22 protein-coding genes and 1 tRNA gene are annotated in these 23,465 nt (G+C 71.0%); 17 read left to right on the forward strand and 6 right to left on the reverse strand.

All coding sequences use genetic code 11. The features are described 5' to 3' along the window. Positions 1-8: 8 nt before the first annotated feature. The 16 genes from ABZ261_RS02620 (at position 9) to ABZ261_RS02695 (ending at position 14,248) form a co-directional block, all read left to right on the forward strand. A complete protein-coding gene (locus tag ABZ261_RS02620; protein WP_356854737.1) occupies positions 9-359 on the forward strand; it encodes a hypothetical protein in 351 nt (116 codons plus the stop codon). Beyond that, on the forward strand, positions 356-799 hold the full coding sequence (locus ABZ261_RS02625) for a minor capsid protein (RefSeq protein ID WP_356854738.1): 444 nt from the start codon (positions 356-358) through the stop codon (positions 797-799). Before ABZ261_RS02620 ends, ABZ261_RS02625 begins: the two co-directional genes overlap by 4 nt. 10 nt (positions 800-809) lie before the next feature. Beyond that, on the forward strand, positions 810-1,283 hold the full coding sequence (locus tag ABZ261_RS02630; RefSeq protein WP_356854739.1) for a hypothetical protein: 474 nt from the start codon (positions 810-812) through the stop codon (positions 1,281-1,283). Continuing rightward, positions 1,283-1,813, forward strand: coding sequence for a hypothetical protein (locus ABZ261_RS02635; RefSeq protein WP_356854740.1), 531 nt, complete (start codon positions 1,283-1,285; stop codon positions 1,811-1,813). Before ABZ261_RS02630 ends, ABZ261_RS02635 begins: the two co-directional genes overlap by 1 nt. A 206-nt stretch (positions 1,814-2,019) precedes the next feature. Then, the gene (locus ABZ261_RS02640; RefSeq protein WP_356854741.1) at positions 2,020-5,127 is read left to right on the forward strand and encodes a phage tail tape measure protein; all 3,108 of its coding nucleotides are present in this window, start codon (positions 2,020-2,022) and stop codon (positions 5,125-5,127) included. Next, on the forward strand, positions 5,127-7,865 hold the full coding sequence (locus tag ABZ261_RS02645) for a hypothetical protein (protein ID WP_356854742.1): 2,739 nt from the start codon (positions 5,127-5,129) through the stop codon (positions 7,863-7,865). Before ABZ261_RS02640 ends, ABZ261_RS02645 begins: the two co-directional genes overlap by 1 nt. 9 nt (positions 7,866-7,874) lie before the next feature. Next, complete coding sequence (locus tag ABZ261_RS02650; protein ID WP_356854743.1) at positions 7,875-8,384, forward strand: hypothetical protein; 510 nt, start codon at positions 7,875-7,877, stop codon at positions 8,382-8,384. Positions 8,385-8,452: 68 nt separating this feature from the next. Continuing rightward, the gene (locus ABZ261_RS02655) at positions 8,453-8,995 is read left to right on the forward strand and encodes a hypothetical protein (RefSeq protein WP_356854744.1); all 543 of its coding nucleotides are present in this window, start codon (positions 8,453-8,455) and stop codon (positions 8,993-8,995) included. Further along, positions 8,992-10,095: a peptidoglycan-binding protein gene (locus tag ABZ261_RS02660; protein ID WP_356854745.1), complete on the forward strand. Its 1,104-nt coding sequence runs from the start codon at positions 8,992-8,994 to the stop codon at positions 10,093-10,095. The genes ABZ261_RS02655 and ABZ261_RS02660 overlap by 4 nt, the downstream gene beginning before the upstream one ends. Continuing rightward, on the forward strand, positions 10,092-10,445 hold the full coding sequence (locus ABZ261_RS02665) for a hypothetical protein (RefSeq protein ID WP_356854746.1): 354 nt from the start codon (positions 10,092-10,094) through the stop codon (positions 10,443-10,445). The genes ABZ261_RS02660 and ABZ261_RS02665 overlap by 4 nt, the downstream gene beginning before the upstream one ends. A gap of 13 nt (positions 10,446-10,458) precedes the next feature. Next, the gene (locus ABZ261_RS02670; protein WP_356854747.1) at positions 10,459-10,737 is read left to right on the forward strand and encodes a hypothetical protein; all 279 of its coding nucleotides are present in this window, start codon (positions 10,459-10,461) and stop codon (positions 10,735-10,737) included. Continuing rightward, positions 10,737-11,165 carry a hypothetical protein gene (locus tag ABZ261_RS02675; protein ID WP_356854748.1) on the forward strand — a complete coding sequence of 143 codons (429 nt, stop codon included), beginning with the start codon at positions 10,737-10,739 and terminating at the stop codon, positions 11,163-11,165. Before ABZ261_RS02670 ends, ABZ261_RS02675 begins: the two co-directional genes overlap by 1 nt. Then, positions 11,155-11,523: a hypothetical protein gene (locus ABZ261_RS02680; RefSeq protein ID WP_356854749.1), complete on the forward strand. Its 369-nt coding sequence runs from the start codon at positions 11,155-11,157 to the stop codon at positions 11,521-11,523. The genes ABZ261_RS02675 and ABZ261_RS02680 overlap by 11 nt, the downstream gene beginning before the upstream one ends. A 133-nt stretch (positions 11,524-11,656) precedes the next feature. Further along, positions 11,657-12,862 (forward strand): helix-turn-helix domain-containing protein, encoded by a 1,206-nt coding sequence (locus ABZ261_RS02685; protein WP_356854750.1) that lies wholly within the window; start codon positions 11,657-11,659, stop codon positions 12,860-12,862. 173 nt (positions 12,863-13,035) lie between these two features. Beyond that, entirely contained in the window at positions 13,036-13,350 is a 315-nt protein-coding gene (locus ABZ261_RS02690) for a hypothetical protein (RefSeq protein WP_356854751.1), read from the forward strand. 205 nt (positions 13,351-13,555) lie between these two features. Further along, positions 13,556-14,248 (forward strand): hypothetical protein, encoded by a 693-nt coding sequence (locus ABZ261_RS02695; protein WP_356854752.1) that lies wholly within the window; start codon positions 13,556-13,558, stop codon positions 14,246-14,248. Positions 14,249-14,409: 161 nt separating this feature from the next. Here the strand turns inward: ABZ261_RS02695 and ABZ261_RS02700 are convergent, their stop codons facing one another. Next, the gene (locus ABZ261_RS02700) at positions 14,410-14,646 is read right to left on the reverse strand and encodes a helix-turn-helix transcriptional regulator (protein ID WP_356854753.1); all 237 of its coding nucleotides are present in this window, start codon (positions 14,644-14,646) and stop codon (positions 14,410-14,412) included. A gap of 448 nt (positions 14,647-15,094) precedes the next feature. Continuing rightward, positions 15,095-16,078 carry a hypothetical protein gene (locus ABZ261_RS02705; RefSeq protein ID WP_356854754.1) on the reverse strand — a complete coding sequence of 328 codons (984 nt, stop codon included), beginning with the start codon at positions 16,076-16,078 and terminating at the stop codon, positions 15,095-15,097. A gap of 137 nt (positions 16,079-16,215) precedes the next feature. Here ABZ261_RS02705 and ABZ261_RS02710 point away from each other — a divergent pair, with 137 nt between their 5' ends. After that, positions 16,216-16,404: a hypothetical protein gene (locus ABZ261_RS02710; protein ID WP_356854755.1), complete on the forward strand. Its 189-nt coding sequence runs from the start codon at positions 16,216-16,218 to the stop codon at positions 16,402-16,404. Positions 16,405-16,663: 259 nt separating this feature from the next. Here ABZ261_RS02710 and ABZ261_RS02715 read toward each other — a convergent pair. From ABZ261_RS02715 to gyrB, 4 genes are all read right to left on the reverse strand, one after another. Then, positions 16,664-16,737 (reverse strand) — tRNA-Ile (locus tag ABZ261_RS02715). Between the two features lie 111 nt (positions 16,738-16,848). Continuing rightward, on the reverse strand, positions 16,849-17,622 hold the full coding sequence (locus ABZ261_RS02720; protein WP_356854756.1) for a DUF3566 domain-containing protein: 774 nt from the start codon (positions 17,620-17,622) through the stop codon (positions 16,849-16,851). A gap of 18 nt (positions 17,623-17,640) precedes the next feature. Beyond that, positions 17,641-20,235 (reverse strand): DNA gyrase subunit A, encoded by a 2,595-nt coding sequence (gene gyrA / locus ABZ261_RS02725; RefSeq protein ID WP_356854757.1) that lies wholly within the window; start codon positions 20,233-20,235, stop codon positions 17,641-17,643. Between the two features lie 42 nt (positions 20,236-20,277). Continuing rightward, a complete protein-coding gene (gyrB, locus tag ABZ261_RS02730; RefSeq protein ID WP_356854758.1) occupies positions 20,278-22,335 on the reverse strand; it encodes a DNA topoisomerase (ATP-hydrolyzing) subunit B in 2,058 nt (685 codons plus the stop codon). Positions 22,336-23,465 lie beyond the last annotated feature (1,130 nt).

Below are 23,465 nucleotides of genomic sequence, written 5' to 3' on the forward strand. Positions count from 1 at the left end.
GAGGCGTCGTGCCGCAGAACGTCCGGATCCGCTTCAACGGGGCCGCAGCACAGCGCGAGCTGCGCGCGGGCGCCGCGCGCGGGGTGTTCCTCGCCGCCGAACACGTCCTCGGCAAGAGCAACGAGGTGGTGCCGCTGGACGAGGCCGCGCTGCAGCGGTCCGGGACGGCGAGCGTGGACGCGCTGTCGCTGACCGCGATGGTCTCCTACGACACCCCGTACGCAGTGCGTCAGCACGAGGAGCTGACCTGGCGTCACGCGCCGGGCCGGACCGCGAAGTACCTGGAGAACAGCCTCAACGCCGCCCGCCAGGAAGTCGCCGCGCTCATCGCCGCCCAGCTCCGGCGGGCCCTGCGGTGAGCGGCTACACCAGCAGCCTCCTCGACGGCGTCGCCGCGCTCCTTCAGGAGGCCGGCATCGGCATCTTCCGGCCGGACAGCGTGATCGGCGAGCAGGACACCGGCATCTTCCGCGGCGTCATGCCGGACCAGCCCGACCGGGCGCTCGGCCTGACCGCCTACCCGGTCGAGGACAGCGACCTGGAGGACGCCATCACCGGCGTGCAGATCCGCATGCGCGCCGGGCGGGACCCGGACGCGGTCGACGACCTCGCAGACGCCGTGTTCGCCGCGCTGCACAACCGGCAGCACTACTCCTGCGGCGGCGTCCACGTCGCCCTGTCGTGGCGGCAGTCCCAGGCGTGGATCGGCCAGGACACCCACGGCCGCATGGAGCTGACCAGCAACTACTACCTCCGGACCGTGCGGACCGTGCGGTCCGGGGCTCACCTGATCGACTAGGAGGACCGCAATGACCACTCCCACCCCGGTGACCGCCCTCGCCCGCCGCTGGCGGCTGGAGATCGACATGTCCGCGGCCAAGGACGGCTCGGACTGGCAGCTCGTGCCCGGCGTCACCAGCTTCGAGCCGTCCGCGGACCCGAACATCGAGGACTCGTCGGACTACGACAGCGATGGCTGGGCGGGCAACACCAAGACCGGCCAGGCCTGGGAGCTCGGCGTCACGATCAACCGCCGGATCAACGACCAGGTGAAGGTGTACCACCCCACCCACGAGGCCCTGCGCGCCGCCGCGTTCGCGTTCGGCAGCGCCTCCCAGGTCCACCTGCGGTACTACGACCGCAACGGCCTCCCGGAGGCCTACGAAGGCACTGCCCTGGTCACCTGGAAGCCGTCCGGCGGCGAGTACACCGCCCTGGACCAGGTCGAGATGACCCTCACCGGCGACGGCCCGCTGCTCCTCATCCCGAACCCGGTGGCCTGATGACCAACAACACCGACTTCGAGGCGCTCGAGGACTTCCTCGAGGACTACCTGGAGCTGCCCGTCCGCGGCCGCGACGGGCAGCTCCGCGTGTACCGGATCGAGGACCCGTCCGCCGAGGACGGGCTGAAGATCGAGCGCATCACCTCGCTGGCGGCCCGGCTCGCGGCCGGCGGAAAGGCACCGGACGCGCCGGTCCTCGGCGACGAGGAGGAGCTGGACCTGTACCGGATGTGCCTCGGCGACGCGTACGAGCCGCTCATCCGCGAGGTGAAGTGGGGGCCCTTCAAGCACGTGGCGTTGACCGCGATGTTCTGGGTGACCACCGACCGCGACACCGCGATCCAGTTCTGGCGGACGGGGCAGCAGCCGGGAAAAGCACCGAACAGGGAGGCCCGTCGGCGGGCGTCGCGCGGCTCCTCGGCGTCGGCTGCGGCGAGTACGACCCCGTCACCGGCCTCTACGAGTGGTACGAGGGCGGGATCCCCGCACCGAAGCAAAGCCAAGGGCAAGGGCAAGCGCCGGACCTGAGCTGGCACAACCTCCTGTCCCTCTGGCCTCTCATCGAGGCCGACCTGCACTCCGAGTACGGCATCGACGTCGAGTCGGGCATCCTCCGGCGCCGCTCCTGGCGCTGGCTCCAGGCACGCATCTACGGCCTGCTCAGCACGGACTCCCGCCTCCAGCGGCACTTCGCTCCGCCTCCCGACCAGCCCCAGCACCGCAGGAGGTGAGCCGTGGCCCTGACCGTCGGCGAACTCAACGCGATCATGACCGTGGACGACCGCGCGGTGGATCCTGCTCTGCGCCGCGCAGAGCAAGCCATGCGGCAGGCCGGCGACCGGATCGGACAGGACGCCACGCAGGCCGGACAGCAGGCCGGGCAGGACCTCGGCGAAGGCTTCGTCCGAGGCGCTGACGGCCAGTGGCGGAACATGCGCGGCGAGCTGGTCGACGCGGTCCGCGCAGCTGCCCTCGAAGCGGAGGCTGTGGCGCACCGCGGCGGCCAGCAGGCCGGGCAGGCCCTCGGGGACGGGCTCACGGACGGCGCAGCAGACGGGGGCGATGACGCAGCGACCGCAGCGGAGTCGGGCCTGTCCAGGCTGAAGACGGCCGCCCTGGGCATCGGCGCCGCAGCTGGTGCCCTGCTGATGAATGCCGCCGCGCAGGCCATGGAGCAGAGCCAGATCACCGGCCGGCTGGGCGCTCAGCTCGGGAAGACGCCGGCCGAGGCGCAGCGCTACGGCAAGATCGCGGGACAGCTGTACGCGGACGCGGTCACCGAGGACTTCCAGGGGGCTGCGGACGCGATCAGCGCGGTCATGCGGGCGGGCATCGCCCCGCCGGGCGCCACGAACGCCCAGCTCAAGTCCATCGCGACCAACGTGTCCGACCTCAGCAGCACCTTCGAGTTGGACCTGGGGCAGACCGCAAACGCCGTCGGCCAGATGATCAAGACCGGCTTGGCGAAGGACGGCCGCGAGGCGGTCGACGCGCTCACCGCAGGCCTCCAGAAGATGGGCCCGCGCGCGGACGACATCGCCGACACCTTCAACGAGTACAGCACCATCTTCCGGCAGATGGGCATCGACGCCACCCAGGCGACGGGCCTGCTCTCCCAAGGCATGAAGGCCGGCGCCCGGGACACCGATGTAGTCGCCGACTCCCTGAAGGAGTTCGTCCTGATCACCCAGGGCGGCGGGAAGGAGGTCAACGCCGCCTTCAAGAAGATCGGCCTGTCCGGGAAGGAGATGCAGTCCGCCTTCTCGAAGGGCGGCCCTGGAGCGGCGAAGGCGCTGGACAAGGTCTTCGACCGGCTCCGCGCGGTCAAGGACCCGGCCGACCGCGCGCAGCTCGCGCTCACCCTGTTCGGCACGAAGGCGGAGGACACCCAGAAAGCGCTCTTCGCTCTCGACCCGTCCCAAGCGACGGACGCCCTGGGCAAGGTCGGCGGTGCCGCGGACCGCATGGGCGACAGCCTCCGCAACAACGCCGGCGCGAAGGTCGAGCAGTTCAAGCGTGGCCTGCAGCAGGGCGTCGTGGACTTCCTCGGCACCACCGTAATCCCCGGCTTCATGCGCTTCTACGGCTTCCTTCGGGACCACGAAGGCGAGGTCAAGGCCGCAGCCGCGGTCGTCGGCGCCGTGCTGGTGCCCGTGCTCGCCACCCTCGGCGTGCAGGCCCTCATCGCCGGCGGCCGCATGGCGGCAGCCTGGGTGATGGCGCTCGGCCCGATCGGCTGGGTCGGGCTCGCGATCGGCGCCCTGGTGGTGCTGGTCATCGCCTACTGGGACCGGATCAAGGCCGGGACCGTAGCCGCCTGGTCCTGGATCGTCGGCAAGGTGCGGTCCGCGAAGGACGGTGTCATCGCCGCGGTCGGGCTCCTGGGCGCGGTCCCCGGCATGGTGTCCGGCTACTTCGGCCGGGCAAAGGACTACGCCGTCGCGAAGCTGTCGGCGCTGCTCGCCTGGCTCCGTGGGCTGCCCGGCCGGGCCAGCGCCGCGGTCGCCGGCCTGGGCTCCGCCGTGACCGCCCGGGCAAGCGCCGCCTGGACCAGCTTCAAGGCGGCCTCGGTGGCGAGGGCGCTGAGCATGGTCGCGTGGGTGCGCGGTCTGCCCGGCCGGATCTCCAGCGGCCTGGGGTCGCTGGGCGGGCTGCTGGTGTCCAAGGGCGTGGCCGTCGTCCAGGGCCTGTGGTCCGGCATCCGCTCCATGGGCGGCTGGATCCGGTCGCAGCTGATCGGCTGGGCGAAGGCCATGATCCCCGGGCCCATCGCCAAGGCCCTCGGCATCCACTCCCCGTCGAAGGTCACCAAGGCGCAGGGCCGGTGGATCGCCCGCGGTCTGATCGACGGCCTCACCGGCTCCTCCAAGCAGGTGCGGTCGGCGGCCACACGGCTGGCGGACATCGTCTCGGACAGCATGCGGCGCGGCGCCCGGAAGTCCCGCGCGCTGAAGCTGATCAGCTCCGACACGAAGAAGCTGGCCCGGCTGGCGTCTCAGCGGGACCGGGTCGGGACCCGGATCAAGGCCGCCCAGAAGAAGCTGGACAGCCTGATCAAGGACCGGGACAAGCTCGCCGCGGACGTGAAGAAGGGCGTCCTGGACGACGCCAACATCACCAAGCAGGACACGGGTGGCGGGCCGCAGACCGCCGCGTCGATCCTCATCGGCCTGAAGGAGTCCCAGGCGGCCGCCGCCCAGTTCGCGAAGAACCTGGCGACGCTGCGGAAGAAGGGCGTGCGCGCGGACCTGATCGCGCAGATCGCGCAGGCCGGCGTCGCCCAGGGCGGATCGGCGGCCGCCGCGCTGGCGACCGCGGGCGCCGGGCAGATCAAGGAGATCAACTCGACGCAGGCGGCGCTCGTCAAGGCCGCGGGGCAGGCGGGCGCCAGCGCCGGTGACGCCATGTACGGCGCGGGTATCCACGCCGCTCAGGGCCTGGTGAAGGGCCTCAAGTCGCAGCAGAAGGCCATCGAGAAGCAGATGCTCAGCATCGCCCGGTCGATGTCCAAGGCGATCCGGAGGGCGCTGGGGATCAAGAGCCCGTCGCGGGTGATGGCGCAGGTCGGCGCGTACACGGCGGAGGGCCTGCGGCAGGGCATCGAAGGCGGCCGCACGGCCGTGAACCGCAGCATGGCCAGCCTGGTGGAGACGCCGGCGCCGGGCTCGTGGGACATGGCGAGCGGGCGCGCCCGCGCGGCCGCGTCTCAGCGGGTCGTGCTGGAGCTGCGGTCGTCCGGTCAGGCAGAGGACGACTACATGATCGAGCGGATGCGGCGCGGGATCCGGAAGAAGGGCGGCGGCGACGTCGACCTGGTGCTCGCAGGAAGGAGAAGCGGCTGATGGCGTTCCCCGAGGACCCGCTCGGCGCGCGGACGGAGATGCAGATCGGGGGGGTGTGGACCGACGTCACGCCGTACGCGATGACCCGGGACGTCATCACCCACACCCGCGGGCGTACGGGCGAGGGGCAGGAGGTCGACCCGGCCTCCTGCTCCCTCACCTTGAAGAGCCCCGACGGCCTGTTCTCACCGCGGAACCCGCGCAGCCCGTACTTCGGGAAGATCGGCCGGAACACCCCCATGCGGCTCAGTGTCCAGGCGGGCCAGCAGCGGCTGGTGTTGCCCGACGACGCGCCCACCGCCCGCGCCTCCACACCGACCGCGCCCGCCCTGAACCTCACGGGCAGCTTGGACGCGCGGATCGAGCTGGCCCTGCTCAACTGGCAGGCCGGCAGCGAGGTGAAGCTGGTCGGCAAGTACGCGCCGGTCGGCAACCAGCGCTCCTGGCAGCTGAGCCTGACCGCGTCGGGAGGCCTCGCGCTGCGGGCGAGCCTCGACGGCGGCGTCGCCAACAGCTTCGTGTCGACGGTCCCCGTGTCGGTACCGCCGTCCGGACGGCTCGCGCTGCGCGTCACCCGGGACAGCGTCACCGGCACGGTCACCTACTACACGGCGCCGTCCATCACCGGGACGTGGACGCAGCTGGGGGCGCCGGTCAGCACACCGGCCGGCGCCATCTACGCGTCGACGGCCCCGCTCACCGTGGGCGACATCGAGGGCCTGGACCGGACGCTCCCCGTGGGCAGCGTCTACGCCCTGCAGGTCCGCAACGGCATCGGCGGCCCGCTGGTCGCCTCGGTGGACTTCACCGCCCAGACCAGCGGTGCCACCTCCTTCGTGGACGCGACCGGGCTGGCGTGGACGCTGTCCGGCGGCGCCGCCATCACCAACCGCCGCATGCGGTTCGTCGGTGAGTATTCGGACTGGCCCGCCAAGTGGTCCGCGGGCGGTCACCTGATCACGGTGTCCGGCGAAGGCGCGGGCATCCTGCGCCGCCTCAACCAGGGCAAGAAGGCGTTGGCGTCCACGCTGCGGCGCCGGATCCCGTCCGGGCGGCCGCTGGCGTACTGGCCGATGGAGGACGGCGAGCTGTCCACCCAGGCGTCGTCCGCGACCGTCGGCGGACAGCCGCTGAAGGTCACCGGGCTCACGTTCGGCAGCGACGACCACCCCTCCGGGTCCGGCACCCTGCCCGTCCTCGGCCCGATCGCCACACTCGACGGCCGGGTGACCGGCGCCCAGTCCGGCGGCTGGCACGTCGAGATGGTGTACAAGCTGCCCGCGCTGCCCGTCGTCGAGCAGACCATGCTCACCGTCACCCTCGCCCCCGGCGCCGGCGGCGTGACGCAGGCGGTGTGCCGCATCTCCACCGCCGGGATCAAGGTGCAGGTCCTCGACAGCGACGGCACCTCGATCGCGTTCTTCACCGTGACGACCCCGGCCGGCATCGCCGCCTTCGCCGGCCGCTGGAACCGCCTGCAGATCTTCTCGGCGACCACCGGATCGCAGACGTACGTCACCGTCGGCTGGCTGGACGTCGTCGCGAACACCTGGTGGTACTCGAGGACGGTGTACACCGGCAGCCCGGGCCGGGTCACCGGCGTCAAGGGCAGCTGGGGATCCAACTTCGAGGGCATGTCGATCGGCCACCTCGGCGTTTTCGACGTCGGCGGCACGCCACCCCCGGCGGCCGTGTCCGCAGGCGTCACGGTCTACGCCAGCGCCGACGATGGCTTCGCCGGGGAGACCGCGGCCACCCGGCTCCTCCGCCTGGCCGTCGAGGAGAACCTGCCCGTCACGGTGACCGGCACCCACAGCGAGACGGCGCGGATGGGACCGCAGCGGCCGGCGACGCTGCTGGAGGTGATGGAGCAGTGCGCGGCCGCGGACGGCGGGATCCTGGTCGAGGACCGCGAGCGGCTCGGGCTGCGCTACCGCGCCCGGACGAGCCTGTACAACCAGCAGCCGGTGCTCACGATCCCGTACACGTCGCGGGCCCTGGGGGCGCTGGAGCCCGTCGAGGACGACAGCGGCGTCCGCAACGACGTCACGGTGGAACGCGACGGCGGCTCATCGGCGCGGGCGGAGCTGACCGCGGGCGCCCTGTCGACGCAGGACCCGCCCGCGGGCATCGGCCGGTACGACGACTCGATCACGCTGAACCTGTACTCGGACGAGCAGACGGAGCCGATGGCCTGGTGGCTGCTGTACCTGGGCACCTGGGACGAGGCCCGCTACCCGACGATCACCCTGAAGCTGCACCGGATGCCGTCGCTGATCCCCGCGATCCTCGACCTGGCCGAGGGCGACCTGATCCGCATCACCGACCTGCCGGAGTTCCTGCCGCCCGGCCCGATCGACCTCCTGGTCCAGGGCTACACGGAACGGATCGGCGTGCGGACGTGGGAGATCGACCTGGTGTGCGCGCCGGCCGGGCCGTGGCGGGTGGGGGCGGTCGGTGACACGGCGTACGGGATCGTCGACACCGACGGCAGCCAGCTGGCCGCGGCCGTGGACGAGGTGGCGACGCAGCTGCAGGTCGCGGTGACGGCCGGCCCGGTGTGGCGGTTCGAGACGCCGTTTCTGATCCGGGTGGGCGGCGAGGTGATGACCGTCACCGGCATCACCGGCAGCAGCCCGCAGACGTTCACGGTGGTCCGCTCCGTCAACGGCATCGTCAAGAGCCAGGCGGCCGGTACGGATCTACGGCTCGCCTACCCGACCCGAGTCGCACTCTAGGAGGACCGCGTGGCGTACGAGCCGTGGCAACCCGGCATGATCATCACCGCCGGGCGGCTGCTGTCCATCAGCCCGACGTGGCAGGACTGGACGCCCGTGTGGACCACCTCCACCGGCGCGAACCTGCCCGCCTTCAACAACGCGACGGTGACCGCCCGGTACGCGCAGTCCGCGCTCACCGTCTACTACCGCATGGAGATCGTCTTCGGGACGACGACCGCGTTCGGTGGCGGCGGAGCGTCGGACAACTGGCGTTTCAGCATGCCCGTCCCGGCGGCCGCGACGAGCGGCATCGTCGGCCAGGGTGAGGCGCACGACGTCTCCGTGGCCAACACCGGCGGCCGCTTGGGCATTCGGCCGCGCCTGACGAGCACCACGACGATCGAGCTCGAGGTGTCGACCGGCCGGGTCGACGCGGTGGCGGTCACCGCGGGCGGCCTGATCGACGCGGTCACTCCGTGGACGTGGGCTAGTGGCGACGTGATCCGCGTCTGGGGCAACTACGAGGCCGCCGCCTGACCCTGCCCACCCCTCGTCTCAGCCCCGCGCCGTCCGGTGCGGGGCCTTCTTCATGTCTGGAGGGCCTCATGGCCACAGAGATCCATCCCGCCACCGCGCGGATGCTCGACAACTTCCGCTACGACCACCTCCCGGCCGCGCTGCAGGAGGTGTCCCGGCCGTTCCACGCCCTCGCGCACCAGCTCACCGAGACCCTGTCCGGGCCGGAGGTCACCAAGGCCCTGGACGAGCTGTGGGCCGCGAAGAACTGGGCCGTCGTCGCCGCCTCGAACACCGGCCGGGAGACCCTTGCCGGGCCGTCGACCACCCCGGCCGCCGGTGACGTCGTCCTCTACCGGCTCACCGAGCACGACGCCGCCAACATCAACCGGCGCCGGAAGGACTTCGGGACCAGCAACAGCGCCGACAGCCGCACCGGCTTCATCGGCCACGTCGGCAACTCGGTCCAGGAAGGCGATGCCCTGCCGGCCGTCATCGTGCGCGTCTGGGCCGAGTCGACCATCACCTGCAACCTCCAGGTCCTCCTGGACGGCAACGACACCTTCTGGGCGACCTCCCGGCCTGAAGGCACGACGGCGGGGACCTGGTCCCGGAAGGGCGGTACCCGATGAAGCTGGTCACTCGCGCGCAGTGGGGCGCCCAGCCGTCCCGGTACGAGCTGGTCTACATCGCCAGCACCCAGGGCGTGAAGATCCACTACGAGGGCGCCTACGTCCCCAAGTCCCTCGCCGACCCGGACGCGCACAGCGCCTGCGCCGGCCACATGCGCGACATCCAGGCCGCCCACCTGGCCAACCCCACCGAGGACTACTCCGACATCGCCTACAACGCCGTCGTCTGCCCGCACGGCTACGTCTTCGAGGGCCGCGGCGTGCACCGCAAGACCGGCGCGAACGGCAACCAGACGCTCAACGCCAAGGACTACGCGGTGTGCGCGATGCTCGGCTCCTCCGGCCTCGTCCAGCCCACCCCGGCACAGCTCGACGGCCTGGTCGACGCCATCGAGTGGATGCGCACGGACGGCGCCGCCGGAAGCGAGGTCCTCGGCCACCGCGACGGCTACGCCACCCAGTGCCCCGGCGAGCCGCTGTACGCGTGGGTGCAGGCCGGCGCGCGCCGCCCGGACGGCACCACCCCGACGGGCGGCGGCACGTCCGGCGGGACGGAGATCGCCCGCTACCAGGTCACGATCAACGGCTTGGCGTACGGGTACGGGGCGACCGGGTCGCACGTCACCAAGGTCGGGGAGGCCCTCGTCGCGCGTGGCTTCGGCCGGCACTACAGCGTCGGGCCCGGCCCGACGTGGAGCGACGCCGACACCCTCAACTACAGCGACTTCCAGGTCAGCCTGGGCTACACGGGGACGGCGCCGCATCAGGACGCCGACGGTGTGCCGGGCGCGGTGACGCTGCAGCAGCTGCTCGGCTACCTGCCCGGCGCCAGCACCACGCCCAGCACGACCGCGGCCCCGTATCCGGGCCGGTCCGCGTTCGTGCTCGGCAAGTCCAACCCGGCCGTCGTCCGCCTGGACCGGGCGCTGATCCGGAAGGGCTTCACCCGGCACCACGACGGCAACGGCTACCAGCCCGGACCGCGCTTCACGGAGCACACCCGCCGGAACGTCGCCGACTTCCAGCGCTCTCGCAAGGAGCTGGCGGGCGACGCCGACGGCTACCCGGGCCCGCTCACCTGGAAGCTGCTGCTGGCGTGATCCTGAACCTCACCCCGCACCCGATCCGTCTCTACAGCCCGGACCGGCCCGACGGCATCGACGACCTGGAGCCCGGCCTGCTGCGCGTCATCGACCCCGAGCCGACACCGGCCCGCCTCGACACGCTGCCGCTCGGCACCGAGTACCGGGACGGCCTCCGGGTCGAGCTCGTCTCCTACGGCCACGTCCAGGGCATCCCCACGCAGCGGGACGGTGTGTCCTGCGTCGTGTCCCTTCCCGTGGCGCTCGCCCTGGCCCCGCGCCGCGGCGACCTGCTCGTCCCCTACCGCGAAGTCCGCAACGCCACCGGAACCGTCATCGGCTGCCGCCAGCTGGCGCAGCCCGTCTGAATCGAGGACCCCCATGTCCCAGCCCCTGAACCTTCCCGACACCGACACCGACACCGTGGTGAAGACCGCGAAGACGTACGCGCGAGACCTCGCCGAGCGCACCCTTGCCACCGCCGTTGTGGCGGCCGGCGGCGTCGCCATCGCCGCGGGTCCGGCCGACATGTTCCACGCCAGCTTCTGGGAGACCATGGCGGCCGCCGGCATCGCCGCAGCGGGCACTGTGCTGAAGGGCATGGTGGCGCGGGCGTTCGGCGGGGTGAGGAACTCCGCCTCGCTGGCGAAGGGCGTCTGATGCGCGCGGCGGCCCGGCGGCTCCGCAAGAAGCTGGGCCGCCGCGGCGCCCTCCTCACCCTCAAGGGCGTCATCGCCACGCTCTACGGCTACGGGCAGCTCACCACCCCCACCGCCGACGAGCGCGGGATCTTCCTGCTGCTGAAACTCATGCCCTTCACGGGCTGGGCCTGGCTGTGGGTCTTGGCCGGCGCCACCGCACTGGTCTGCGCCTGGCTCCCACAGCGCCGGGACTGGCCCGGCTTCCTCGCCGTGTGGGGCGTCACCGCGCCGTGGGCCGGCGCCTACTTCGCGGCGTGGTGGCCGCTGGCCGAGTCGAAGACCGGCTGGATCCCGGCCGCGATCTTCGGCGCGTTCGGGGCGGTCTGCCTGGTGGCGATCGGCTGGGACGAGCCTCCCGCACGATCGGAGCCACCTCGTGAGACCTGAGATGCTGACCGCGCTCAGCGCCCTGGCCGTCGCCCTCGTCACCGCCGCGGGCGGCGTCGTCACGGCCGTTATCGGCCGCCGCCGGCCGCGCGCCGCCGAGCGGCGCGACGACTTCACCGCGGTCACCGACCGGCTCGGTCAGCACATCGAGCGCCTGGAGAAGCGCATCGACGAGCAAGAGGCGGACGCCGAGCGGGACCGCGAGCGGATCACCGCGCAGGACACCACGATCCGCTACCTGGCGGCCTGGCTGCGCACCCTTGTCGCCTTCATCCGCCAGTCCCAGCTGGAGCCCCCGCCGCCGCCGCAGCCCGTGCCCGAGGAGGCGCGGACGTTCCTGCACGACATTGGTATCTGAACACGGCCCCGCTCTCCCTAAGGGGAGGGCGGGGCCGTTTCGTCATGCCGGGCACCACCGCGCGCACGACAGATCACGCCGGGTGTCCAGCGCAGTACCGTGGAGACCTACATACCTTCTGGCGGGGGTACTGATGAACAGCACGATCGGTGACCGCATCCGCAGCCTGCGCGAATTCCGCGACCTCACCCAGGAACAGCTGGCGGAACGAGCCGGTGTCCACGTCGACACAATCCGCAAGCTGGAGCAGGGGCAGCGGCAGTCCGCTCGCATCACCACCCTGCGCGCGCTCGCCCGGGCCCTCGATGTCCAGCTGGAGCGTCTGGTAGGACAGCCCACCATGACCCAGCAACTCCACGAGGACGGGGGGCTAATCGCGCTGCGTGACGCGATCCAGGACCTCCGGTCTCTGCCCGGCGTCCCGGCCGACGATGACCTGGACGAGGTGCCCGACGAACACGCGTGGGTCAGCAGCGTGAAGGCGGCGACCACCCAGTACTGGCAGGGCGAGTACTCGGAGTTGTCCGCCACCCTGCCGCTCCTCCTTCGGGACGGCCGCGCGGTCGTCCGCCAGGCGCCGACGGAGCGCGTGTGGCAGCAGCTCGCCCTGGCCTATCAGCTGGCCGCGTGCCTCGCTACGCAGGCTGGCCACCCGGACTGGGCGTACACCGCGGTGGAGAAGCAGCTGGCCGCCGCAGAGCGCGCGAGCGATCCGTTGATGGAGGGCATGGGGGTGTCCACGCTGTCGTGGGTGCTGCTGCGGCAGGGCCGGTGGGAGCAGGCGCAGGACATCGCCGTCCGGAAGGCCGAAGCGTTGGAGCCCAGCTTCCTGCGCGGGAGCCCGGCGCAGTTCGCGGTCTACGGGAACCTACTGGTTGCTGCGGCGACGCCGGCAGCGCGCCGTGACGACCATGACCGGGCCATAGAGCTACTGTCCGGGGCGGAGGCTGCTGCGGTCCGTTCGGGCCCCGTGAGGGCGTACGGCACCGCGTTCAGCGTGGTCGATGTCCGCACGCAGAAGGTGAACATCGCGCTGGCCGGTGAGCGGTCACGGCCGGGCAAGGCGCTGGAGTTCGCGGGGGACGTCCGGGTGAGCCAAATCTCCCGGCCGGTGCACTCCGCGGCCTACCGGGTTGACGTGGCGCAGGCGCAGTACCAGACCGGAGACAGCGAGGGCGCTCTCGCCACCCTCTTGGAGGTGGAGCGGGACCAGCCGGAGTGGATTCGCCTTCAGGCCCTGGCGTCGGCGACGGTGCGGGAGATGCTGGAGGCGGAGCGGCGCCGCAACAGCGCGCTGCGCAGCCTGGCCGCTCGACTGGGAGTCGACCCCGCGTTGTGAGGCGGGTAGGACAACACGTCCTGCTTGAGGGAGAATTGACGGAGCGACTGGTGCACTACGTCGCTGGGCTGTGACCATTCACGCACATAGCGTGAGGTCACATGAGAGCGGCGCCGCCTCATCCCCGCCAGGCAGCGGGCGGCGCCGCACCACCACAGCCCAAGGAGCCTGTCGTGCAGACCGTCGCCATGGACCTGCTACCCCTGCCCCCCGCAGACGGCCTCACCGCCGAGCAGCGCCGGGGTGCGGCCTGCGTCTGGGACGGCCGACACAGCGCGCTCACTGCCACTACGGCCATCGACCTGGGAGAGCACCCGGCCGGCGACGGCACCACGCTGTTCCTCCGGGCCTGCAAGTCGTGCACGCAGCGGCGCGCGATGGACGCGTTGCAGCACCACTCGGCGACGTGCGAGCCGTGCCTCATCGACCACACCCAGTGCCAGGCCGGTCTGGAGCTGGTGCGCCTGGTGCGGGACACCCGGCGATGATCTGTGCTCCCGGCGATGAGCCGATCCGCCGCAACGAGCCGTTCCGCACCATCGAGCACCACGCAGCCTCCGGCCCCGGGACGACCTGCATTTCCACGAACGGCGCTGTCAACCGGTTCCGCAACAGAGTTACCCCGAGCGCCGGTTCGGCGTGTGACCACGGACCCCGGCGCGGCCTGCGCGCCCTCGCCCTGGAGCTCCGCCGATGACCGCTTCACCCATCCGCCCCATCACGTACTGGGACGGCACCCCCGTACCGTGGATCACCGGCTGGACCGCCGAGACCATCCCCCCGCAGACGCTGACCGTCCACCATGGCCGCGGCGGCACGGGCCTCGGCTTCCTCGAGGAGGACAGCCCCACCGATCGCCAGCACGATGTCCTGTGGCCGCGCATGCCCGCCACGCGCGGAGGGCGCCCGGACTTCGCAACCGTCCACGCGCTGCGCCAGCGGCAGGCGATGAGCCGACTGCTGTGCCAGATGTGCGGCGGACCGACTCTCTGCAGCCGGAGTGACGAGCGGACGCTGTTCCTCGTCGGCTCCGCCGGCGGCCGCCCCATCGAAGAGGGCGAGCGCACGGACGCACCACCGGTGCACGCCGTCTGCGCCCGTCTCGCCGTGGAGCACTGCCCGCCCCTGCGCCGGGGTTGGGCGGCCGCCCTCGTCTCGTACACGCCGGTCTGGGGCGTGGCCGGGCTGCTCTACCACCCGCAGACCCTCGATCAGCTGCCGGTGGCGGACCCGAGCGGCATGCACCATGTCGCCTTCACGGACGGCAGGCGTCTCCGCTGGACGCTGGCCGTCCGCCTCCTGGTGACGCTCGAAGGCGTCACAGCCGTGACGGACCTCGACCTCCTGGCCGAGGAGGAGTCCGGCGCCCTGCGGCTGTCCCTGTAGCTCCCGCCACGGCTACGACGGCGATCGGCTGCGGCGGGACGGCGGGCGCCCGGACCGGTGAGGGACGGCGCCCGCCACACAAGTCCCCGCTGCTCGGCCAGCACCCGGCTGAGCAGCGGGACAGGGCGGCCGCCCCTTCACCCCCCGTCGGGGGCGGCCGCTCACTGCACCAGGTCGACGAGCTGGACTCCGATGGCGTCGGCGATTCGGATGAGCGTGTCCAGCTTGGGGGAGCTGTGCCCCTGCTCGATCCGGCTGTACGTCGCCACGTCGATCCCGGAGCGGCCGCACACGTCCAACTGGCTCAGGTTGTGCTCTTCGCGGACGGCGCGGATCCGTACTCCCACCTGGCGGCGGCGGGCAATGACCCGGTCGTCGGGCGGGGTGGGACGAGGCACTCGTCCACGCTCCCGACACCATGATCAAATGTGATTAGGGTGGACCCTAAATTGTGTGATCTTGATGTCCGTCGGTACAGGGCATCTTGAGCCCGCGAAGACCCGGATCAGCTGCCGACCGGCTGGTCCGAGAAAGCGGGGGCCGCGTGATGTGCGTCCGCGGGCCCCTGGCGCTCGCCTTCTGGCTGAGCGCAGCCGCCCCGCTCTCCGTACTGGAGAGCGGGGCGGTCTTCGTGCTGTAGTGCCCCGTACGAGCGGTGCCCCCTACCGCAATTGTCGTGCGGTAGGGGGCACCCTTCCGGCTGGGCACCTCCCGAGTTACCTCAGCCGGGCTTGTCTGGGGTTGTGCGTCAGGCGCACGGAATGAAGCCGTCCACCTCCCCTACCTGCCACTTTACATAGCGCAGTGCCCGATCTACAGACGGTAGACGGATTGCACCAAAGCTCCTCAGGTCCGCCGCGACTCGTCCTTTGTCGCGCGCCCGTACCAGGCCATCACCTGGTACATCGTGGCGCAGCCCAGTGCTTCACGGATCGCCCTCAGCTCCTTGTCGACAGCCCGCCGGCTGAGACCGATGCGGGGGCCGACCTGCTGTGCGGAGTAGCCGGCGTCGAGCTCGCGCAGGATGCGCCACTGGCGTTCGCTGAGCGGGCCGGCCCCGTCGGTGCGGCACAGAAGGGGCCAGCGCGTGGCGTGGTTCCAGAACAGGTCGAAGACGGCGCGCCCCCACATGACCACCGAGCGGTCGAAGACGTGCCACCCGCTGTTGCCCTCGCCGCCCTCGATGACATGGTTGTCAATGAACAGGTGCCGCCGGTCGATGATCACCATGCGGGGGCCCGGCAGGATCGAGGCCCGCACCTCGGCGCCGTCGGCCATCATCGCTTCGATGTACTCGCGGGTCTGGGCGTGCTCGCGGACGCTGCGGTGGTAGACGGACCGGACGCTGACGCCCCGTCGAAGGGCTGCGCGCGTGCGCTCGACGCCCAGGCGCAGGATCGCCGGGTCGCGGTCAGCTGGCTCGCCGGGCTGGATGGAGCAGAACTCGCTGGCGGCCGCGGCGCCGACTTCGCCCAGGCGGGCGTTCATCTGGGCGGCGCTGGCGAGGTATTCGGAGCCCGGGCCGCCGTAGAGACGGTGCGGGTCGAAGTGCTCGGCCAGGCGCTGCAGGGCGGGGATCTGGGAGAGCTGCCGAACCAGGCGTTGGAGGTCGGCGAGGACGCCTGCGGTGAGGCTCTGGGCGGCCCCGCGCGGGTCGTGTGCGATGTAGTTGCCGGGCGTGTACGGGTCCGGGTCGACCAGCCGGAGGGCTACGAGTCGAGCGATGTTGTAGCCCGGCGGTGGCGTTTGCCCTTCGGCGATGCGTCGGTAGGCGTCAACGTCCTCCTCCGTGAGGGATAGTTCGGCGCCCGTGTTGTCCAACTCGACCACGTCTACCCCCTGTTGTGTGTACGGAAATCTGCATATGCAGGATTCCACACGGCTTGCCCCTTGGATCTCACCCATCTCGCATGCGACGCTAACTCCCGGTGACACTGCCGGATGCGTGTTCGATTAATGGAGTTCCGATGTCCAGAGTCCGTCTCGCGGCGGCTGCCGCCCTGCTGGCGCTGGCTGCACTGATCGCGCCGGCCACACAGCACTCGCCGGAGTCCCGTTCCACCGTGCAGGCCGGGGACATCGGCTGGGGCGTCGTCGTGGAGGTGACTCCCGACCAGCCCCGGCTGGAGGTCGCCGGGGACATCGGCTGGGGCTGACGCCATCGCCATCACCTGATCTTCCGGTCTGGGTGCTCGGGAGGCCCCAGCCGGAACGAGGGACGCCCCCTGTCGCGACAATCGACAGGGGGCGTCCTGCTGCCACAGTAGAGGGCGACCGCCCCACTCCGTAAGAACAGGTTCCTGCATGTCCGCCGAACAAGTTACGGGGGAGTAGCGGGATAGCAAGATCCACAACTGTAGACGCCCGGTAGATCGAGAGGATCTACCGGGCGTCTGACCTGGCCTTAAGCCGCTGTGGGGCTAACAGGATTTGAACCTGTGGCCTCATCCTTATCAGGGATGCGCTCTAACCAACTGAGCTATAGCCCCGCCGCGCTCTGCGGTGTGTGTCCCGCGCGCTGACTCCTGAAGATTAGCGCACGACCGCGTCAGTCCCAAAATCGGTCGGCGGGGACCGTCAGGTCAGGGACGTGGTGGCGGTCACTCGTCCTCCGCCAGGGTCAGTTCGACGCCGCCCACGAAGCCCGCGGAGAGGTTGTAGATGAACGCGCCGAGCGTCGCCAGCGCGGTGGCCAGCACCACGTCGATGACCGCGATGATCGTCGCGAAGGTCAGGACGTGGGGGAGGGACAGGAACGCCTGCAGGTCGAAGCCGTTCGCCTCGTTGGAGCCGGTCGCCTCCGAGATCGTGCCGCCGACCGTGGAGAAGACGCCCATCGCGTCCATGACCATCCACAGCACCGCCGCGGCGACGACCGTGCAGATGCCGAGCGCGATGGACAGCAGGAAGCTGACCTTCATCACCGACCACGGATCGGCCTTGGCCACCCGCAGCCGCGCCTTGCGGGTGCGCGGCTGCGTCCGCGCCCCGGTCCGCGGCTTGCGCGTGGCGTCCGCGGGGGCCTGCGCCGGATAGGCCTGCGGCGGGTGGTACGGCCCCGCGACCTGCTCCTGGCGCCGCTCACCGGGAAGCGGCGACGCCGGCTGCGCCTCACCGGCCGCGGCCGGGTCTCGGGTGTCCGTCACGGTTCCCCCCTGGGGCTCCTGCTGGGATCTGGGCGCGTCGGCGGGCTCCGCCGCGGAAGCCGTGACCGGCTTCAGGTTCGTCGTGGGCGGGTCGGCCGGGTCCTTCCGCCTCTTCGGCTTCTTCGGGCCCTTCGCGTTCCCCGCACGCGCGGCGGAGCCACGGCCGCCGCCGTCCGTTTCCGTACCCGTGGAGGTACCGGCCGATCCGGCGCCTGTGGCTCCGCTCACGATGACTCTCTCCTCGTGCTACTCGGCCGAGGGCGCCTCACCCTCGTCCGTGCCGGTGGTCGCGGCTCCCTCGGCGGCCTCGTCCACGGCCACGTCGCCGTCGACTTCCTCCGCCTCGCGCCCCGCCTCGGCGTTACGTGCGATGCCGACCACGGCATCGCGCTTGCCCAGGTTGATCAGTTGGACGCCCATGGTGTCACGGCCCGTCTCCCTGACCTCGTTGACTCGCGTACGAATCACACCGCCGGAGAGGGTGATGGCGAGGATCTCGTCGTTCTCCTCGACCACCAGCGCGCCGACCAGCGACCCGCGGTCCTCCACGATCTTGGCGGCCTTGATGCCGAGGCCGCCGCGACCCTGGACGCGGTACTCGTCGACGGCGGTCCGCTTGGCGTACCCACCGTCCGTCGCAGTGAACACGAACGTACCGGGTCGCACGACATTCATCGAGAGAAGCTCGTCGCCCTCCCGGAAACTCATCCCCTTGACGCCGGAGGTCGCACGGCCCATCGGGCGAAGGGACTCGTCCGAGGCGGTGAAGCGGATGGACTGCGCCTTCTTGCTGATCAGAAGGAGATCGTCCTCGGCCGAGACGAGCTCGGCGCCGATCAGCTCGTCACCGGTACCGTCCTCGCGCTCGCGCAGGTTGATCGCGATGACGCCGCCGGAGCGGGGCGAATCGTAATCCTTCAGAGGCGTCTTCTTGACCAGACCGGACTTGGTCGCGAGGACCAGGTAGGGCGCCGCCTCGTAGTCGCGGATCGCGAGGATCTCGGCGATCGACTCGTCCGGCTGGAAGGCGAGCAGGTTCGCCACGTGCTGGCCGCGCGCGTCGCGCCCGGCCTCGGGCAGCTCGTACGCCTTGGCCCGGTACACCCGGCCCTTGTTGGTGAAGAACAGCAGCCAGTGGTGCGTGGTGGAGACGAAGAAGTGGTCGACGATGTCGTCTTCCTTCAGCTTCGCGCCCCGCACGCCCTTGCCGCCGCGCTTCTGCGCCCGGTAGTCGTCCGTCTTGGTCCGCTTGACGTAGCCGCCGCGGGTGACGGTGACGACGATGTCCTCCTCGGCGATCAGGTCCTCGATGGACATGTCGCCCTCGTACGGGACCAGCTTGGTCTTGCGGTCGTCGCCGTACTTCTCGACGAGCGCCGCCAGCTCCTCGCTGACGATGCCCCGCTGGCGGACCGGCGAGGAGAGGATCTCGTTGTACTCGTTGATCTTCGCCTGGAGCTCGTCGTGCTCCTGGACGATCTTCTGCCGCTCCAGGGCCGCCAGGCGCCGCAGCTGCATCTCGAGGATGGCGTTGGCCTGGATCTCGTCGATCTCCAGGAGCCCCATCAGGCCGCCGCGGGCGACCTCGACGGTCTCGCTGCGGCGGATCAGCGCGATGACCTCGTCGATGGCGTCCAGGGCCTTCAGCAGACCGCGCAGGATGTGCGCCCGCTCCTCGGCCTTGCGCAGCCGGAAGCGGGTCCGGCGGACGATGACCTCGATCTGGTGCGTCACCCAGTGGCGGATGAACGCGTCCAGGGAGAGGGTGCGCGGCACGCCGTCGACCAGCGCCAGCATGTTGGCGCCGAAGTTCGTCTGCAGGTCGGTGTGCTTGTACAGGTTGTTCAGCACGACCTTGGCGACCGCGTCCCGCTTCAGCACGATGACGAGCCGCTGGCCGGTGCGGGACGACGTCTCGTCGCGGACGTCCGCGATGCCGCCGACCTTGCCGTCCTTCACCAGGTCGGCGATCTTCTGCGCCAGGTTGTCCGGGTTCACCTGGTAGGGCAGCTCGGTGACCACCAGGCACTGGCGGCCCTGGATCTCCTCGACCTCGACCACCGCGCGCATCGTGATGGAGCCGCGGCCGGTGCGGTACGCCTCCTCGATGCCCTTGCGGCCCACCACCAGCGCGCCGGTCGGGAAGTCCGGGCCCTTGATGCGCTCGATCAGCGCGTCCAGCAGCTCCTCGTGCGAGGCGTCCGGGTTCTCCAGGTACCACTGGGCGCCGGCGGCGACCTCGCGCAGGTTGTGCGGCGGGATGTTGGTGGCCATGCCGACCGCGATCCCGGCCGAGCCGTTGATCAGCAGGTTCGGGAAGCGGGACGGCAGGACGGTCGGCTCCTGGGAGCGGCCGTCGTAGTTGTCCGTGAAGTCGACGGTCTCCTCGTCGATGTCCCGGACCATCTCCATCGACAGCGGCGCCATCTTGCACTCGGTGTAGCGCATCGCCGCCGCCGGGTCGTTGCCCGGGGAGCCGAAGTTGCCGTTGGAGTCCACCAGCGGCATCCGCATCGACCACGGCTGGGCGAGGCGCACCAGGGCGTCGTAGATCGAGGAGTCGCCGTGCGGGTGGTAGTTGCCCATCACGTCGCCGACGACGCGGGCGCACTTGTAGAAGCCGCGCTCGGGGCGGTAGCCGCCGTCGTACATCGCGTACAGCACACGGCGGTGGACGGGCTTGAGACCGTCGCGGACGTCCGGGAGCGCCCGGGACACGATGACGGACATCGCGTAGTCCAGGTACGAGCGCTGCATCTCCGTCTCGAGCCCGACGGGCTCGACACGCATCGCGAGTTCGCCGCCCTCTTCAGGGGTGACGGGAGTGTTCTCGTCGGCCATTGCTGGTGAAGATCCTTCCTGGTGCGGTCAGCTGAGACCGACTCAGATGTCGAGGAAGCGGACGTCCTTGGCGTTGCGCTGGATGAACTGGCGGCGGGCCTCGACGTCCTCGCCCATCAGGACGGAGAACAGGTCGTCGGCCTGGGCGGCGTCGTCCAGGGTGACCTGGCCGAGGACGCGGTGCTCCTGGTCCATCGTGGTCACGCGCAGCTCCTCGGCGTTCATCTCGCCGAGACCCTTGAAGCGCTGGATCGAGTCCTCGCGGACCCGCTTGCCGCGCTGGCGGCCCAGCTCGATCAGGGCGTCGCGCTCGCGGTCCGAGTAGGCGTACTCGACGTCGTCCCGACCCCACTTGATCTTGTACAGCGGCGGGCGGGACAGGTAGACGTGCCCGGCCTCGACCAGCGGCCGCATGAAGCGGAACAGGAAGGTCAGCAGCAGGGTGCTGATGTGCTGGCCGTCGACGTCGGCGTCCGCCATCAGGATGATCTTGTGGTAGCGGAGCTTCTCGATGTCGAAGTCCTCGTGCACACCCGTACCGAAGGCCGAGATCAGCGCCTGGATCTCCTGGTTCTGCAGGATCTTGTCGATCCGGGCCTTCTCGACGTTGAGGATCTTGCCGCGGATCGGGAGGATCGCCTGGTACTGCGGGTTCCGGCCGGACTTGGCCGAGCCGCCGGCGGAGTCGCCCTCGACGATGAAGATCTCGCACTTGGACGGGTCGTTGGACTGGCAGTCGGCCAGCTTGCCCGGCAGCGACGCGGTCTCCAGCAGGCCCTTGCGGCGCGTCAGGTCGCGGGCCTTGCGGGCCGCCACGCGCGCGGTGGCCGCCTGGATGCCCTTGCGGACGATGTCGGCGGCCTCGTTGGGGTTGCGGTCCAGCCAGTCGTTGAGGTGCTCGTAGACCGCCTTCTGCACGAAGGTCTTGGCCTCCGTGTTGCCCAGCTTGGTCTTCGTCTGGCCCTCGAACTGCGGCTCGCTCAGCTTGACCGAGATGATCGCGGTCAGACCCTCGCGGATGTCGTCGCCGGTGAGGTTGTCGTCCTTCTCGCGCAGCAGCTTCTTGTCGCGGGCGTACTTGTTGATGAGCGAGGTCAGCGCGGCCCGGAAGCCCTCCTCGTGCGTACCGCCCTCGTGGGTGTGGATGATGTTCGCGAAGGAGTACACCCCCTCGCTGTACCCGCTGTTCCACTGCATGGCGACCTCGAGGGACAGGCTCTTGTCCCTGTCCTCGGCCTCCAGGGAGATGACCGTCGGGTGGACCGCCTCGCCCTTGCGGGAGTTGAGGTACTTCACGAAGTCGACGATGCCGCCCTCGTAGTGGTACGTGACGGTCTTGACCTCGTCCTTCTCGTCCGCACCGGCCTCGTCCGCCCCGGTGACGGCCTTCGCCGACTCGCGCTCGTCCGTCAGGCGGATCGTCAGGCCCTTGTTGAGGAACGCCATCTCCTGGAAGCGCCGGGACAGCGTCTCGAAGGAGTACTCGGTGGTCTCGAAAATCTCCGGGTCGGCCCAGAAGGTGACCGACGTGCCGGTCTCCCGGGTCTCCTCGTGCCGGGCCAGCGGGGCCGTCGGCACGCCCATCTTGTAGTCCTGCGTCCAGCGGTACCCGTCCGTCCGCACCTCGACGGCGACCTTCGTGGACAGCGCGTTCACGACGGACACACCGACACCGTGCAGACCACCGGAGACGGCGTACCCGCCGCCGCCGAACTTGCCGCCCGCGTGCAGCACGGTCAGCACGACCTCGACGGCCGGCTTGCCCTCGGAGGGCACGATGCCGACCGGGATGCCGCGGCCGTTGTCCACGACGCGCACACCGCCGTCGGCGAGGATGGTCACGTCGATGGTGTCCGCGTAACCGGCCAGCGCCTCGTCGACCGAGTTGTCGACGACCTCGTACACCAGGTGGTGCAGACCGCGCTCGCCCGTGGAGCCGATGTACATGCCGGGCCGCTTGCGGACCGCGTCGAGCCCTTCGAGCACGGTGATGGCGCTGGCGTCGTAGGAGGCGGAGGCCGCGCCCGACTCGGTGGCCTCGCCGTTGACGCCGGCGTCGGTGGACGGGATGTTCTCGTTGGGGTTGCCGGAATCGGCCACGAAGCGCCCTTTCTGGCACAGCACGAGCCGGGCTCGTCGGCAGGTTGCCGGAGCGGCTGCGGCATGTTGCGTTGGTCAGCCTTGATCAGCGTTGCTCAGCTTTTCCCGGGCGGTCCCCACAGTGGGGCGGGATTGCCCTCCAGTCTACCGGTAGCGCTGACAACGATGGGGGTTTGCCGGTACCTGAGTCCCCATGTGCCGCCCTGAACCGGTCTCGCCCGGGTCCCGATATACGGATGGGGGCCCCAAGGGGCTCACAGCGGCGCTCAGAGCTTTGCGCCGTCAACCCTTGGCTACTCGCGGGTCAGATGGCGGTCCACACGTGTGTACGAGCCTGATCCGGGCCGGTGGACAGGGGTACGAGCCGTCCGCGCACCCCGCTTTCGACGTGAGGTACGTCACCCCGCCCGGCCCGCCCGCGCACCGTCCCCCCGGGCCGGGCAGAACGGCGCCCTTCCCGGCCCCGGCCGCCCCCCGCCCCCGACTGCGGCCGCCCGCATCGGCGATCGACTCCGGCACCCCCGGCCGGCCGCCTCTCCGCCCCTCGGCTGACTGGGCGGGCCCTGCAGCCCGCTCCCCTGGTGCGGCCGGGGGGCCGCCAGGGGCCGCCGGGGGGCCGCCGCGGGGCCGCCGGGGGGCCGCCGGGGGGCCGCCGCACCAGCGGCCAGCCGCCGGGGACGCTCCGACCGTTCCCGGGCGCCCGTCCCCCTCGGCCCCGTCCCGGCTGCCCGTCCCGGCTGCCCGTCCCAGCGCCCGTCCACCGTCGGCCCGGTCCCGGCCGCCCTTCAGCCACGCCGCCGACTCGGCCCGGGCACCCGGCGGTCCCTCCAGCCGTCTGCCGCCGCGAACGCTCCGACCGTCCTCCGGGCACCGTCCGCCCAGCCCCGGCCGGCCCCTCCAGCCGTCCGCGGCAGACTCGGCTCGGGGAAGACCGTCCTCCCGGCGACCTGCCGACCCACCCCTCCGACCATCTCCCGGGCACCCGCCCGCGTCCGCCCGGCCCGGACCCGGCGTCCCTCCCGCCGCGTACGGCCGGAACGGCCCACATCCGGCCGCTGCCGGCCAACCCACAAGCACCCGCCCACCGTCCGCCCAGCCCCGGCCGGCCCCTCCAGCCCTCCGCGGCCGAC

Origin of the sequence: Streptomyces sp. NPDC006193 (assembly GCF_040613915.1) — a bacterium.
Taxonomy (GTDB): domain Bacteria; phylum Actinomycetota; class Actinomycetes; order Streptomycetales; family Streptomycetaceae; genus Streptomyces.